This is a genomic window from Micromonospora tarapacensis, from assembly GCF_019697375.1.
Classification (GTDB): Bacteria; Actinomycetota; Actinomycetes; order Mycobacteriales; family Micromonosporaceae; genus Micromonospora; species Micromonospora tarapacensis.
The window spans coordinates 1,113,566-1,127,082 of sequence record NZ_JAHCDI010000004.1; the positions used below are offsets into that span (position 1 = coordinate 1,113,566).

Here is a 13,517-nt window from a genome sequence, read left to right on the forward strand (position 1 = left end):
TGGCTGCATGTGGGGTGGAGCCTCACCCGGAGGTTCCCGCACGAGGGAGGGTCCGGGTAAGGCTCCGGGGGAGGCTCCGACCCGACCGGTACCCTTGCCAGCCCGGTGTGGACCATCGCCAGGTCGGTTGTCAGGGATCGGTGTCAGCCGTCCGCCTATGCGGTGAGGGTGGGATCGGCACCGGCACAGCAGGCGCCGGACCACCGGAGGCTGCCGGCGGCGTGCCCGCCTGTCGCCCTGGCTCCGGTGGCGTGGCCGGATCGCCCGAGGAGGGTTCCCGTGCCGGGTCGATGCCGGCGGCCGGTCCGAGCCGGCGGGCCTGCGCCAGCTCCCGCCGCACCTCGGCGGGTAGCCCACGCGCCCGTGCGGCGGCCCGCAACGCCTCGGCGCGGCCGGGCCAGGCCGGTGGCGCCGGGCGGGTGGTCAGGCTGAACGGCTCACCGTCGCGTCCGTCGATCACCAGCCGGCACACGATCCCGTACGCATCCCGGTGGGTCAGGTCTGGCGGTGCGAAGTACGGCGCCACATGATGGCCCAGCTTCTCCGCATCGCCAGGGGCGAGCGAGAAGAACACCTTGTTACGGGCGTTACTGTCGATCGCGGCCAGCATCCGGGGCGTGAGCTGGTCGAGATGCTGGTGAGCCAGCACGAGCGACAGGTGCAGCTTGCGCGCCTGCGCCAACGCCACATCCACCCCCACGGGCAGGTTCAGGAACGTGGCCGCCTCGTCCAGCATCAACATGGCGTCCAACCTGGCCGCCTCGGGCAGGTCGGCCCGCCCGGACGCGGCGTGCAGCAACGCGGCCAGCAGCAGCGACCCGGAAAGCCGTACCGTGTCATCGCCCAACGTCGGGGGCAACCTGACCAGCAGCACCCCACCATCCAGAACATCCGACAGGCGGAACGTGGACGCGCCGGTGCCGAACAGCCCAGCCGCGAACCGGCGCGACAGCACCGCCCGCAGCTTCGACAGCAGCGGCCCGGCCTGCACCGACACCGCAGCCGGGGTCAGGCTGTCGTACCACGCCCAGAACCCGGCCAGCCCGGCATACTCGGCCGGCGGCGCCACCCTGCCCACCGCGCCGAGGACCCGGCGCCGGTGGCCCGGGTCGGCCAGCAGCGGCGGCAGATCAGCCAGCGTCGACCCGGGTAGGTGCGCCAGGGTGAGCACGGCGTGGCGGGCCAGGTCATCGGTGCGCGGCCCCCAGTAGGCCGCCCACACCTTGGCCATCACCCCGACGAGCTGATCCGCCACGGTCTCCGGGTCGGCGCCCAGGTCGAACAGGTTCAACGCCGGAGGCGCCTCGGTCTCGTCTGGGTCGATCACCACCAGGCGGCCGGCCACCCCGGTAGGCAGCCGGTCGAGCAGGTCGCGTACCAGGTCCCCGCCGGGGTCGAACACGACCACTCCGCGCCCGGCCCGTGCCTGGGAGATCGCCAGGTTCAGCAGTAGCGTCGTTTTGCCGGTGCCGGTGGGTCCGGGCACGTGCAGGTGGTGGCGGGCATCCTCGGGCGCGAGCCCGATCAGCACCGGCTCACCCACCGGCGCCACCCCCAAAGGCGTAACCTGCCGGCGGCGTGGCGAGTCGGGTGGGACCAGCCGCAACCTTGCCGGCCCCCGCATGCGTGTGGGGGACGCGGTTTCCGCCGCGCCCCCCACCGTGGTTGTCTCATATGGTCGATGGTTGTTCATGCAGCCTCCGTGTACGGCCAGCCGCCGTCCTCGTCATCGCTGGCCCTGTAGTCGTAGATGTCGGACTCGGCGCGGTCACGCCGGCCGCCGTACCCACCGCCGGAGTCGTGCCAGGAGTCGCCCCCGTCGCCGAACTCCTCCGGTGCGGCAACCGGTGGAGTGCTCCAGCCGGCAGCGGTCCAGCCCGCCGCGCTGCGGGTGGCCCGTTCCGGGGCGACCCGGCGGGCCTGGACCGGATGCGGGCGGTGCAGCGCAGCGGTAGCGAACCCGTACCGGGCCGGGTCGCCCGGCAGATGTGCCAGCACCGCCAACTCGTCGGTGGTCAACAGCAGCCACTCACCCCGCCGCGCCCGCCGCTGCCCCAGCGCCGAAGCGGCCCGCCACATCCGGGCCGGGCGCAGGTGCCGCGCCACGGTGGCGAACCCGCCCGCTACCGAGCGGGCCGCCGCCGCAGCCGAGGCCCGGTCCGGGCGGACGGCGCCGGTGCGGATGGTGGCCAGGACATGCGGCCCGGCGGCCAGCTTCTCCGCCGCGCGGCGCATCGCCTCCCGCTGCAAAGGGTCGGGCCGGGCAGGCTCGTACCGGTCATAGTCGTAGCCCGCTCGGCCGGCGGTTGGCCCGGTGCGGGTTGGGGTGATCAGCTCGAAGACCGCCGACAGCACCAGCCGCACCGCGCCCAGCAGCAGGTTCAGCACCCCACGCCCGAGACGGACGCCGACGCTGGCGCGGGGTTTCGCCGGAGCCTGCGCAGCCTGGACCAGTTCGCGCAGGCGTCGGCCGGTGGCCGGCCGTACGAGCACCTGCACCATTGCTGGACCACCGGGCCGGCCCAGCGCGGCCAGCACCGCCGCCAGCACATCGGGCGCGGTGGCCACGCCACGCGCCGGCCCGCCGGCAAGCCGGGTGTCGTCGACCAGCGGGCCGACATCCGGACGCGAGGCGGCCAGCCGGTAGCCGGCCACCCGCCAACCCTCCCGACCGGTCAGGGTCGGTGGGCGGTCCCGTTCGATGCGGGCGCCGGGCCACACCCGCCCCACCTCGTCAACGACTGCCGGCAGCGGCACCCAGCCGGGCAGCCACAGCCCCACCGTCATCGCGCGGCCGGTGTGGACGATCTCCAGCGCCAGCGGCGGCCGGGCCAGATGAACGCCCCGGCGGGCCAACCTGGCCAGCCCGACCAGCAGCCGCCACCCGGCACCGGCCCGCGTGACATCCACGGTGCGGGGTGGGGTGATCCGCACCCAGAAGCCGCCCGCGACCGCCCGCCGCCACCACCACCGGTGCACCACCCGCACCACCACGACCAGCGCGGCCACGACCGCCGCGACCAGCACCAGCCCAGGCCAGCCGCCGGTTGCCAGATGCCACAGCCACCCCGGCAGGCCCGTAGCCCACGCGCCCAGGTCGTACACCCGCACACCACGCCGCCGCCGGCAGCAGGCTCCCGGGGCCGGTCGCAGCCCGGCCCCGCCACCAGGAACGGCGCCGTGGCCGGGCCGCCGGCCCCACCATGCTGGTTCAACACCATCACTCCACCTCCCAGGCACGCCAGCGGGCGGGCCGTCAGAGCCCGCCCGCGAAGCGTCTACATCAGATACTTAGGTCGCGTTTCCCCCGCCGCGCAGGGGTTCAAGCAAGGCCCGGCAGCGTACCGCCGGGTGAAACACCACCCACATTGAACGGCCGCACCCACCCCGCCCCCGCCCCGGGCGTAAGAACCCCGCACAAGGTAAAGGCAGATTCGAGGCCCGGATTGCCGAACTTGACACCTATACGTGGCGCAGGTCACAGGCGCGGGTCGCCGTGCGTCCCGCTCGACGCCCGCGCGGCCGGAGCGGGTGCCCCTACTTACACAAAGGGACGGCCGGACCGGCGACCATCACAAGATCACCGGAATTCGTTCTCGTCCGGGCGTGCCGGCCGTCGCGGCGCGCGGGTCCGGTTGTAGCCGAAGTGTGGGGAAACCGCGTGGCGCCAGGACAGCCGCACCTCGTACGCTAGTTCGTAGACCCCGGCGGGTCCACAGCACGCCGGGTCACCGGCCACCCCACCCAGCTCCGTTGGGTTCTGTGGGGGTGCCGGTTGGGTTCGGCGTGTCCAACCAACGTCGCCACTGTTGGCCGGGGGAAGGACACTAAACGTCGTGCCGCGCCACGTGCACCACCGCCCGCCGGGTCCACCGCCAGGACCCGGCGGCCCCGGCGCGCTCACCGCGGCCCTGACAGCGGCACTGACCGGCGAACCCGAACCGGCGCCGGCCCGCCCGGCGGCGCGGGTCGCCACCCTACTCGGCGAGATCGAAGCGTTGGCCTACGCACTGCCCGCGCCGACCGTGCCCCGGGGTGTGGTCGGGCAGCAGCCGCCCGCGCAGGGCATGACGATGCCTCAGCTGCGCGCCACCCTGCTCCGCCAGGGGACCACGGTCGAGGTCAAAGACCAGGCGTGGCGCTACCTGGTCACCCAGGCACGAGCGCAGCGCGGCGACTGGCACCTGTACACGCTGGGGATGCTGCTGCCCGGCCTGTGGAAGGCCGCGCTCACGCTGGCGCCGCCCCGGGCCACACCGCTGGGGCGGGTGCAAGCCGTACACCGGCTGATCGCCGAGGAAACCCTGTTCGCGCTGCACCGCATCGACGCGACCGGTCCGTACCTGGCCAAGCGGCTGATCGACGCCGCCGTGTACGGCACCAAGGTCGAGCTGGGCATCCGCCGCCGGGTACGCGACCAGCAGCCACCCACCGCCGGCCTGGAGGCCCTGACGGCGGCCGAGGCCGCCGGCACCGCCGCCCAGGCCCGGCTACCCTGGCCCGCCCGGGGCCACCCGTACCTCGTGCTGGCCCGGATCGTGGCCGCGACCGCCGGCAAGCCACCAGGGCAACGCCTCACCGCCCAGGACGCCCGGCTGATCGCCCACACCTACATCGACGGGTACACGCTGGCGCAGGCCGCCAGGTGGGAGCAGCTACCCGAGCCGACCGCCCGAATGCGCCGCTGGCGCGCCGCCCAGCTCGTCGCCCACGAACTCGACCACGCCCGCCCCACCGACCAGCAACCGGCCGAACCACCCGGCCCGGCCGCTGGCCGCCGGCAGGAGACCTGAACAGGGGGTCGCGCGAGTGACCAGCAGGTGCAATGCTGTGCCTATGGCCGGCCGTGATGGTGAGCACGGCGTGGACCCGCACCGGGTGCCACCCGGCTCCGAGCTGCCCACCAACACCGGCCTAGGGATTCCGCTCACCGGCGACGACTACGAAGCGCTCGGGATCGACCCCGACCAGTTGGAACCGGGCGAACAGCTACGGCTGTTGTTCGTGCCCGCCGACGACCCCCGGTTCCCCGACCGCCAGCCGCCCGACCAGCCGGGCGAGCCCGACCAGCCGGAGGAGCTGAGCCAGGCGGCACAGGACCGGCGCCGGCTGGCGGACCGGCTCGCGCAGGTGTTGACCGACCCGCCGTACCGCACGCTGGCCCACGACGCGGTAGCCGGCCTGTCCGTGGCCACCCCCGTCGAGTACGTACCCGAAGTACAAAAGGCGCTCGCCGAAGCCCCACACGTCGCCGAAGCGCCGCCACCGGGGGCGGCGCGGGTCGGCTCCGGCACCGGCGGGCTGGTGGTCCGCCTACACGGCCCGACCTGGAGCCTGGTGTTCCGTGTCTCCCCGGTGCCCTACCCGGTGCTGGTGTGCACCGACGAACTAGCCGGGCACGCCTGGCGCATCGACCAAGACCCGGACTGGCGCCCGGAGATCGAACACACCATGATGGCCGTGGTCGGCCAGTTGTCCCGCTACGGCATCGGCGGAGACCGCCACCAACCCCCCGTGCCCGGCGACCAGGACGACCAGGACCACGCGGGTTAGGTCGTCGCCGTTTCGGCGGGGTGGCTCCACCATGCCCCGTCTGGGGTGTCGAGCCAGAACCGGTGTTCACCGGTGGCGGTGACGGTAACGCCGAGCCGGTCCCGGGACGGTTCACCGAGCTGGGTCCACTGTAGGTGGATGTCTTCGATTTCGTCCCATAGCCGGCGGGTGCCGTGCTGGGACACGGTGAGCGTGGTCTCGTCCAGGCACGCCCAGGAACCGTCTGCGGCCAGCAGCCACCGTTGCGGACCGCTGTCGTCTGGCGCGAACCCGATCGAGGCGACGCCGGGAAGCCGCAACGCGGCGACCATGCCGAAGTCCGCGCTGTCAAGCAGGTCTGCCCCGAGGCTGGTCGGCCGGGCCGGTGGGGTGGTGCCGGCTAGTGCCGCGTCGAGCAGCGGCCCGGTGTCGGCTGGCGGGTGGAGGCGCAGCGGCATGAACCCCCCGTATTCGGGCAGGAATCGGCCCTGCGCCTGCCCGTTCCCGACCACGTGCAGCAGCACGAGCGGGCCGCCGCCCAGGTCGCGGTACAGGCTGGTCAGGATCATCCCACCAGGGCGTACCTGGTCGATCCACGCCGGTGGGACGGTGCTCGCCGAGCAGGTGGCGATCAGGCGGTCGTAGGGCGAGCCCTCGGGGTGGCCGGCTGACCCGTCCGCTACGGCCACGGTCGGTGTGTAGCCGGCGGCGTGCAGGCTGGCGCGGGCCGAGTCGGCTACGGCCGGGTCTACCTCCACCGTGGTGACCAACGTAGAGCCGAGCCGGTGGGACAGCAGCGCGGCGTTGTAGCCGCTTCCCGTGCCGATCTCCAGGACCCGGTGTCCGTCATGTACGTCGAGCGCTTCGAGCATGAGCGCCATCAACCCGGGGGCGGTGCTAGACGAGGTAGGTGTGCCCGGGGTGGGCTTGTCAGCGCCGCGTGCGTTCTGCCACCGGTGCGGGTCGTTGTCCAGTTGGGTGACCCAGGTGGCGCCGTCGTAGATCATCTCCAACGCGCCCGGGTCGGTGTCGCTGACCGCCTCCCAGCCGGACAGGTCGCCGCTTTGGCGGAAGAACCGGCGCAGGAACAGATGCCGGGGTACAGCGGTGAACGCGGCAAGCCACGGCCCGCTGCGCAGGCTGCCGGCCGCGACCATCTGCTCTACCATCTTCGTACGCAACTGCTGTGTGCTCACATGTCCTCCCGCATCAGTGCGTCGGTGATCGCGGCCGTGATCGGCAGCCCGGTAGCGTCCTCGATCCAGGCCCATTGCCCGTTCGGGTTGACCTCCAGGAACCACCACGCGCCGTCTGGAGAAACGATGAAGTCCAAGGTGCCGAAACGCAGCCGCAGCCGGCCCAGCAACGCCCGCACGCCATCCCGCACGGTATCGGGAACCTCCGGCAAGGGCGTGTAGGTCACGGCATCGTAGTCGGCGCGCCAGTCCGCCGCCGCCGCCTCGCTGCTGGTGTCGATCCGCGCAGCAAGAAGGGTGTCGTCGGCCACGGTCAGGCGAACCTCGTACGCCTTGTCCACCCACGCCTGGATCAGGTGGGCGGTCAGCCGGATCGACTCGTCAACGTCGGCCACGGTGATCGGGGTGGTGAAGGTGACCCGGTGCGAGCCGGCCTCGGTGATCCCGGTCGGGGTGAACGGCTTGTACACCGCCCGCCCCGCCTCGCCCACGAAGGCCCGCGCTTCCGCCGGGTCGTTGGTCACCAGCGTGGCGGGCACACGCAGCCCGCACACGCGGGCGTGCGTGAGCTGCACTGGCTTGTACTCGGCCCGGCCGATGTCCACCGGGTGGTTCAGCCAGCGCGGCAACGCCGCCAGCACCCCGCCCACGCCCATGCGTGCCTCGTTGGCCGACCAGCGGCGGACCTGCTCACTCATGCCCGCCGGCAGGTCGAACCCGGTCGGGCGCCGGTAGTACACACACCCAACGTCGGCAAGGGACACATGGCGTTCGGGTAGGTGCAGGCCGCCGACCCAGCCCGCACCCGCCCCTTCTGAGCCATCGAGCCGGGCCGCGACGGTCAACCGCTGGGGGAACTGGCCCGGGTCGCACCGGAACACCGGCGCCCCGCGCCGGTTCAGCTCCATGACCACGTAGTCGGCGGTCGGGTCAAACGGGTGGGTCAGCACCAGCGTCACCGCGCGGCCCACCGGATCAGTCCTCCCGATGGTCGGTGTCGGAGTCCGGACCCTTGTGCCCGTCCGCGTTCGTGGTCGTGCTGGTCTGCCCGGTGGTGTGCCGCATCAGCGGCACCACCGTGTCACCGTCGCGGACCGTGCCGATTTGCTGGTCGTGGTCGTAGCCGTAGGCCGACAGGTCGCCGACCGGTAGCGGTTTGCCGACCACTGCCCGGCGCAGCCCGAACGGCAACAGCTCCTCCGGACACACCTCATCTGATTCCGGCAGCAGCCCGAACGGCCGCCCCAGCGGGAACAGCCCACTGGCCGGGTACAGCGGGTCCGCCTCCGGCGCACGAGCGGCATCGGCCGGACCTGCCCGGCCCGGCACCGTGGTTGCCAACATCACGTCTCCTTCCTCCACCCCGCTACACGCGGGGAAGCCTTCCGGTCGGACTCCCCAGGCCCCGTCCGTTGAAACAACACGTACACGTCGGATCACCCGAACGTCCACAGCCGGTCCGGTCCGGCGTAGGGAACCCGTGCGCTCCACAGCACCGCACGAGCACCCGCCCGGCCCGTCACCGGCAGGGTTCAGGCCCACCTCACCTCCTCCTCATCCGCCTCCGCATCCTTCAAGATCAGCTCTACCTCACGCAGCGGCACGCCGGCCGTAGTCGCGATGATCTCGACCGGGACGCCGGCACGGGCCGCCTCCTCGATCGCGTCCGCGATCGTGCAGTGCGCCTCGTTGGTCGTGCGCCACAGCTCCCGCACACTCGGGTCGTCCCGCGACCAATCCGTGCGCGTCTGCTTCTCCATCACGCTGGTACCGATCATCTTCTCGCTTTCATTCCAGAGTGGTCATGATCTTTGCGTTTCGCCCAACTCGCGTAGGGCCAAGTCGAAGCGGCGCACGTCATCCTCGGTGGCAAGCGAGAGCATCGTGTCCAGCAACTGATACGTCTCGAACCGTAGGCGTCCGGTCGAGTCCTCCTGCCAGGCCCGCACCGCCGGGATGCTGACCCCCAGCTTCGCGGCGAAGTCATAGACGTTCATCCGCATCGCGATCCGCAGCGCATACGCCTTACGGCCCGTCCAGTGCAGCACCACCCGCGTCGGCGGCACCGGTGCAGCAGCCGTGCACCGGGTCACCGCCGGCCCGGACGCCAGGGGCGGGGACACCGGCGCAGCAACCGGAGCCGGTGTGAGCGCCGCGCCGTTGACCCGGCTACCGGCAGGCTCGCCCAGCCCGCCGCCAGGCTCCTCGATCTCGAACGGTTCGGCGTTGCTGGGACTCGGCCGAGTGCTGCAAAACCCAAGCTGCGCATCCGTCTGCGCACCCAGCACCACCCGAAACGACCGCCGATGATGCGCCCGGGGCCAACGGGTCTCGCCCCGCTCATACCGCCCGATGTCATGACCGTCAAGGAAGCTCATGACACCCACGCTGTGCAGGTAGGCGTTGACCGCCTCGGCCAACTCCTGCCGTGACATCGGATCACCCGAGCCCGACGGAGACGCCAACGACAGCCGCGCCCGGCGAAGCAGATCGTTGCGCCGTGGCTTGTGACGCGAACCCCGCCGGGCCGACGACGAGGAGCCCACCGACCCGGGTGGGGCCGCCACGGGCGCCGGTGCCTCCGGACCGGGCGTGTCCGAGCCGCCGGCCCGGTTGGGATCGCTCACCAGGTCACCGCCAGCGTCGAGCACTTCGTCCAGCCGTTCCGCCATCTGCTGCGAGGGCTTCTTGCGCCCTCTCTCTATCTCAGAGAGATATACGTGGGAACACGGCACCCTTCGGGCCAACTCCCGGTAGGACCAGCCATGCGCCTCACGCAACTTGCGCAGCAGACGTGCGAAGCTTGACGCCGTGCCCGCCGATGGCGGCCGGGTAGCCGACTTCGCCGCTTGCGCAGTCATCGCAACCCCCCGGACGGCCACGGCCACGTGCACGGTCCACCGGCGCTATGGTCGGTCGGCATCAGCGGGAACATCTCCACCAAGCTACGAATCTCCCCTATAGACAAACGCGGGAGGCAGTCCGCCGCCCGCAGAAACTCGATCGCATCAACCCGGGACGCGACGTGCAGCCCGGTCATGATCTGCCAACACCGCTGCACCGCAGACGAGCCCACCGGTAGGTCAGGCATGGCGCACCTCCCACCGCCCGGCCCGCCGGTGTGCCACGACAAACGGCGGCACCCGCACCCCGCGCTCCAGGATCATCGTCGGCTCGTTGAGCACCCGCTCCAACGCGGCCCACTCTCCCGCCTGCTGCGCGGTAAGGTCGGCCGCCTGCGCCAGCACCGCATCCGGATAGGTCAGGTCGGCCCACACGGCGCGGGAGCGTGACCCGTGCGCGGCCCGGTCCGGGCCTGTGTCCCGGGCCGGCCGTTGCCACGGCCACCGCCACCACATCGCGCCGTCTCCTATCCGTCCGCTTGCGGGGACGGGGCACACCGAGCCCGGCTGTTCCGATGGGACCTGGTGCCCCACCGGGCCGGTGCGCCCCGTCGAGGGGAGGACCACGACGACTCCGGAGGGTTCCGGACCCGGTGAGCTTGGGGCGGGGGTCCGGTCACGTCACCGCCGCGTCTCTATCAGCAATCGTGTGTGACGAGCGTTACGCTTGGGAAGCCCTTCGCAGGGACGACCGTGCGACAGCATCGATGTCCCGGGGTGTAGAGACCTGTGGTGGAGATGTGGAGGAGCTGTGGCGAGGACGCCCGTTACCGAGCACTTCGGCGCGATGCTAAAGCGTGCCCGGGAAGCAGCCGGACTGTCTAGAGAGGAGTTTGGGAAGCTCGTCGGCTACGCGCCGAGCACCATCGGGGCGTTCGAGACCGGGGAGCGGTTCCCCCAACCCGCGCTGGTCAAGGGAGCAGACGAACACCTCGGTACCGGTGACAAGTTTGCGATGCTCTACGACATGCTGCTGCTTACCGGTGACGTGTACAAGGAGGGCTTCCGTCCGTGGCGCGACGCGGAAGGCGAGGCAACCTGCATCTGGACGTACGAACTCGCGCTGATCCCCGGTCTGCTTCAGACGGAGGGATACGCACGGGCGCTGCTGGACAACGACGAGACCGAGGTTACCTCCCGGCTGGCGCGACAGGACATCTTCTCCCGCGACGACCCACCTCCGCCCACATTGGTAGCGCTCATCGAAGAACGTGCCCTACGTACCCTCATCGGGGACGAGGAGATCATGCGCGAGCAACTGGATCACCTCGTCAGCGCGGCGCAGCGGCACATGATCCAAGTCGTCCCGCACGGCACCCGTACGTACCTGCACCTTGACGGACCGTTCGCCATCGCGACGGTCGACGGCCGTGACCAGGCGTTCGTAGAGACGCCGATCCAGGGTTTCGTGGTGGACGACGCTCCGGTAGTCTTGGACATGCGGCGCCGGTGGGATGTGATCCGAGCACAGGCGATGTCCGCACATCAGTCAATCGAGTACATACAGGAAGCAAAGGGGCAATGGACCTAAAGTGGCGTAAGTCGTCGCGATCCGGTACGGGAAACGGTAACTGCGTTGAGGTTGCTACCAACGTAGCCGGCATGGTTGCCGTGCGTGACAGCAAGAACCCAGACGGGCCAATGCTGACCGCGAGCCCGGCCGAGTGGCGCGCCTTCCTGTCGACCGTTCGGCAGGCGTAAGGCTGGACCCGTAGCGTAGGCCACCGCGCTGTGGCCCGGTGGCCTACTTGTGGTGCCCGTTGCCCTCGACGTTCGTAACGACCCAGGTACAGCATCAGAGCTTGAACCAGGTGGAAGGGCCGGCCGCGATGGCCGGCCCTTCCACTTGTGTCTGGTGGCGTCACTGGTGATTGGTACTCGCCACGACGGACCGATCCGTGACCGGGCGGGCGCCGCCCGCGTGAGAGTCCGTCCCGTTGGTCCGCGCACGGCGCACGGTGGCGCGGCTGACCCCGGCCAGGCGCGCCAGTTCGGCCACCGGCGCGTCCGGGTGCGCGGCCAGGACGCCGGCCGCCGCAGTGCCCGCTTCACCACGCCGCTTACGGCCACCCTTGCGGCCATGGCCATCACTACCGTTGACGGCCGGACGTGGAGCGGCCGGCCGTGACGGTGCTGGCGGCGGCGGCGGCGCGGGAGGCTCGTCCGCCGGTTGGGCCGGCTCCGTGGCCGGCTGGTATGCGGTGGCGCGGATCAGAACCTCCACGGCCAGCAGCAGCGACACGGCCGGGATGGCGGCCACGGCGCGCGCTGGCCAGGTCGGCGCAGCGGAGGCCACGTTAGCGGTGACCGATACGGCCACCCCGAACAGGAACCCGCAGTACGCCCAGGATGACGGCTTGCGTCCGGCACGCCGCGCGGCCAGCATCGCCAGCGTGGACATGACCATCAGCGCGTCGATCGTGACCGGCAGCGCATAGGCCACCTCCCGACGCTCGCCTACGTCCATGGCCACATCCACGATATGCAAATAGGACACATACCCGGCGACCACGGCCACCAACGCCGCCGAGATGCGGGTGACCAGCATGGAGCCCTTCACCGGTCCACCTCCCCACCGGTACGCGGACCGTCCGGCGTCGCGGCCGGCTGGCCCTGCTGGCGTGTCCGGTACTCGCGAGTCAGGATGTCGTTTATGACATCGCTGTCGGCCCGGTCACCAGGCTGCGGGTCGAAGATGGCCAGGATGGCGCTGATCTCGTCTTCGACCTGCCGGGCCTCGGCGAAGGTGGCCGGCACCCGGCCACCGCGCCCAACCAGGTCGATCACGTCGGTATCGGGCCGGATGACCGCGTGGGGGGTGCCGCTGGCGGGCTGCCCGGCCGCCGCGCCCGCCGTGGCGGCTAGGTCCAGCAGCATGGTGCCGAGGGTGGCCGCTTCCTCGGCCGGTAGCTGAGCAGTGCCGCCCACGGTCTGAAGCTCGTGGTCGAGGCCCTGGACGTCCAGGGTGACGTACGGGCCGGCAAGCGTGTGCTTGGCGTTCTGGTACAGGCTGGCGGTCACGCTCAGCGGGACCGGGAAGCCGTGCTTGGCGCGCAGCGTGACCGGGCTGCCCCGGTGGCCTTCTCGGATGTCGGCCGCCGGGGTAACGGTGCATAGGCTAGGCTCGCACCAGTCCGGGTGGTCGATCTCGACCCCGGCTGGCGCGTTGCTCGGGTTGGACATTGGTCCTCCTGGCGATAGCGAGTGGTACGTATCGCCAGGCCGGCATCGGAAGATCAGATGTCGATCTGTGTCAAATTCCCGGATACCGGCTTGCCGACGCCGGCCGTCCCGTTGATGGACGAGATCACCACGGCGTCGGCGTCCTCGGCGGGCAGCTCCAGCAGGTCGGTCAGGGTGCGCAGCTCGGTGTCCCGGCCGGTGAAGTAGCGCACCGCCGGTGGCAGTTGCCGCGGCACCGGCTGCGCGGCCGGCGCCGGCCGCGGAGTCTCCGGGTCGGCCGTGGGCGCCTTCGGAGCGGTCGTCCGGCGGTGCCGGAACGCCTGCTCGACCATGGCGTGCCGGGGTCGCCAGAACTCCTCGACCCCCGTGCGCAGCGAGACGTGCCGTAGCCGGTCGTGCTCCTTGGCGTACTGGTGAAACGCGTTGACCAGGGATTTCACCACATCCCAGTCGGGTGGGCGGCGGATCTGACCGCCGAGGATGGCGCCGACCTGGCTCTTGCTCAGGCAAACCGACCCGCCCAGGGTTCGCAGGCTCGGTCCGCCCGCCTGCCGCCAGAGCGTGTGCAGGTCCTGACAGTACTGGCGCAGCAGGTCATCCGCGGCGCCGATGGTCATCCACATCTCCCAGCTGTCCGGTGCCGTCCGGCACGCCGACAACGGACGCTGGCTCCCGGGCTGGCGTGTCACCGGCGGGTTACCGG

Annotated in this window: 15 protein-coding genes and 1 pseudogene; 4 read left to right on the forward strand and 12 right to left on the reverse strand. The window is 71.3% G+C overall.

Annotated elements, in window-relative coordinates:
• Positions 1–130: 130 nt before the first annotated feature.
• Together KIF24_RS10955 and KIF24_RS10960 are read right to left on the reverse strand one after the other, a co-directional pair.
• Positions 131–1,543, reverse strand: coding sequence for a type IV secretory system conjugative DNA transfer family protein (locus tag KIF24_RS10955; RefSeq protein ID WP_331461080.1), 1,413 nt, complete (start codon positions 1,541–1,543; stop codon positions 131–133).
• 146 nt (positions 1,544–1,689) lie between these two features.
• Complete coding sequence (locus KIF24_RS10960) at positions 1,690–3,105, reverse strand: hypothetical protein (RefSeq protein ID WP_221083945.1); 1,416 nt, start codon at positions 3,103–3,105, stop codon at positions 1,690–1,692.
• A 731-nt stretch (positions 3,106–3,836) separates the two neighbouring features.
• Here KIF24_RS10960 and KIF24_RS10965 point away from each other — a divergent pair.
• On the forward strand, positions 3,837–4,793 hold the full coding sequence (locus KIF24_RS10965; RefSeq protein WP_221083946.1) for a hypothetical protein: 957 nt from the start codon (positions 3,837–3,839) through the stop codon (positions 4,791–4,793).
• A gap of 43 nt (positions 4,794–4,836) precedes the next feature.
• Entirely contained in the window at positions 4,837–5,553 is a 717-nt protein-coding gene (locus KIF24_RS10970) for a hypothetical protein (protein WP_221083947.1), read from the forward strand.
• On the opposite strand, the gene tgmC is transcribed toward KIF24_RS10970, so the two are convergent.
• From tgmC to KIF24_RS11000, 7 genes and pseudogenes are all read right to left on the reverse strand, one after another.
• Positions 5,550–6,701 (reverse strand): ATP-grasp peptide maturase system methyltransferase, encoded by a 1,152-nt coding sequence (gene tgmC / locus KIF24_RS10975; RefSeq protein ID WP_230416249.1) that lies wholly within the window; start codon positions 6,699–6,701, stop codon positions 5,550–5,552. The two genes, KIF24_RS10970 and tgmC, sit on opposite strands and share 4 nt — an antisense overlap.
• A 23-nt stretch (positions 6,702–6,724) precedes the next feature.
• Positions 6,725–7,699, reverse strand: coding sequence for an ATP-grasp ribosomal peptide maturase (tgmB, locus tag KIF24_RS10980; protein WP_331461082.1), 975 nt, complete (start codon positions 7,697–7,699; stop codon positions 6,725–6,727).
• 4 nt (positions 7,700–7,703) lie between these two features.
• A complete protein-coding gene (gene tgmA, locus KIF24_RS10985) occupies positions 7,704–8,072 on the reverse strand; it encodes a putative ATP-grasp-modified RiPP (RefSeq protein ID WP_221083949.1) in 369 nt (122 codons plus the stop codon).
• A 188-nt stretch (positions 8,073–8,260) separates the two neighbouring features.
• A complete protein-coding gene (locus KIF24_RS10990) occupies positions 8,261–8,506 on the reverse strand; it encodes a hypothetical protein (protein WP_221083950.1) in 246 nt (81 codons plus the stop codon).
• Between the two features lie 24 nt (positions 8,507–8,530).
• The gene (locus KIF24_RS32590; RefSeq protein ID WP_230415482.1) at positions 8,531–9,148 is read right to left on the reverse strand and encodes a hypothetical protein; all 618 of its coding nucleotides are present in this window, start codon (positions 9,146–9,148) and stop codon (positions 8,531–8,533) included.
• A 216-nt stretch (positions 9,149–9,364) separates the two neighbouring features.
• Positions 9,365–9,589 (reverse strand): annotated as a pseudogene (locus KIF24_RS35010) (helix-turn-helix domain-containing protein); the annotation flags it as partial.
• Between the two features lie 222 nt (positions 9,590–9,811).
• Positions 9,812–10,006, reverse strand: a complete 195-nt coding sequence (locus KIF24_RS11000; protein ID WP_221083952.1) for a hypothetical protein — start codon at positions 10,004–10,006, stop codon at positions 9,812–9,814.
• Between the two features lie 376 nt (positions 10,007–10,382).
• Here KIF24_RS11000 and KIF24_RS11005 point away from each other — a divergent pair, with 376 nt between their 5' ends.
• Together KIF24_RS11005 and KIF24_RS11010 are read left to right on the forward strand one after the other, a co-directional pair.
• The gene (locus tag KIF24_RS11005) at positions 10,383–11,162 is read left to right on the forward strand and encodes a helix-turn-helix domain-containing protein (protein WP_221083953.1); all 780 of its coding nucleotides are present in this window, start codon (positions 10,383–10,385) and stop codon (positions 11,160–11,162) included.
• On the forward strand, positions 11,153–11,332 hold the full coding sequence (locus KIF24_RS11010; protein WP_221083954.1) for a DUF397 domain-containing protein: 180 nt from the start codon (positions 11,153–11,155) through the stop codon (positions 11,330–11,332). Before KIF24_RS11005 ends, KIF24_RS11010 begins: the two co-directional genes overlap by 10 nt.
• A gap of 160 nt (positions 11,333–11,492) precedes the next feature.
• On the opposite strand, the gene KIF24_RS11015 is transcribed toward KIF24_RS11010, so the two are convergent.
• The 3 genes from KIF24_RS11015 to KIF24_RS11025 are packed head-to-tail and all read right to left on the reverse strand — an operon-like array spanning position 11,493 to position 13,431.
• Positions 11,493–12,191, reverse strand: a complete 699-nt coding sequence (locus KIF24_RS11015; RefSeq protein WP_221083955.1) for a DUF2637 domain-containing protein — start codon at positions 12,189–12,191, stop codon at positions 11,493–11,495.
• Positions 12,188–12,814 carry a hypothetical protein gene (locus KIF24_RS11020; protein WP_221083956.1) on the reverse strand — a complete coding sequence of 209 codons (627 nt, stop codon included), beginning with the start codon at positions 12,812–12,814 and terminating at the stop codon, positions 12,188–12,190. The genes KIF24_RS11015 and KIF24_RS11020 overlap by 4 nt, the downstream gene beginning before the upstream one ends.
• 53 nt (positions 12,815–12,867) lie before the next feature.
• Entirely contained in the window at positions 12,868–13,431 is a 564-nt protein-coding gene (locus KIF24_RS11025) for a hypothetical protein (RefSeq protein WP_221083957.1), read from the reverse strand.
• Between the last annotated feature and the right edge of the window lie 86 nt (positions 13,432–13,517).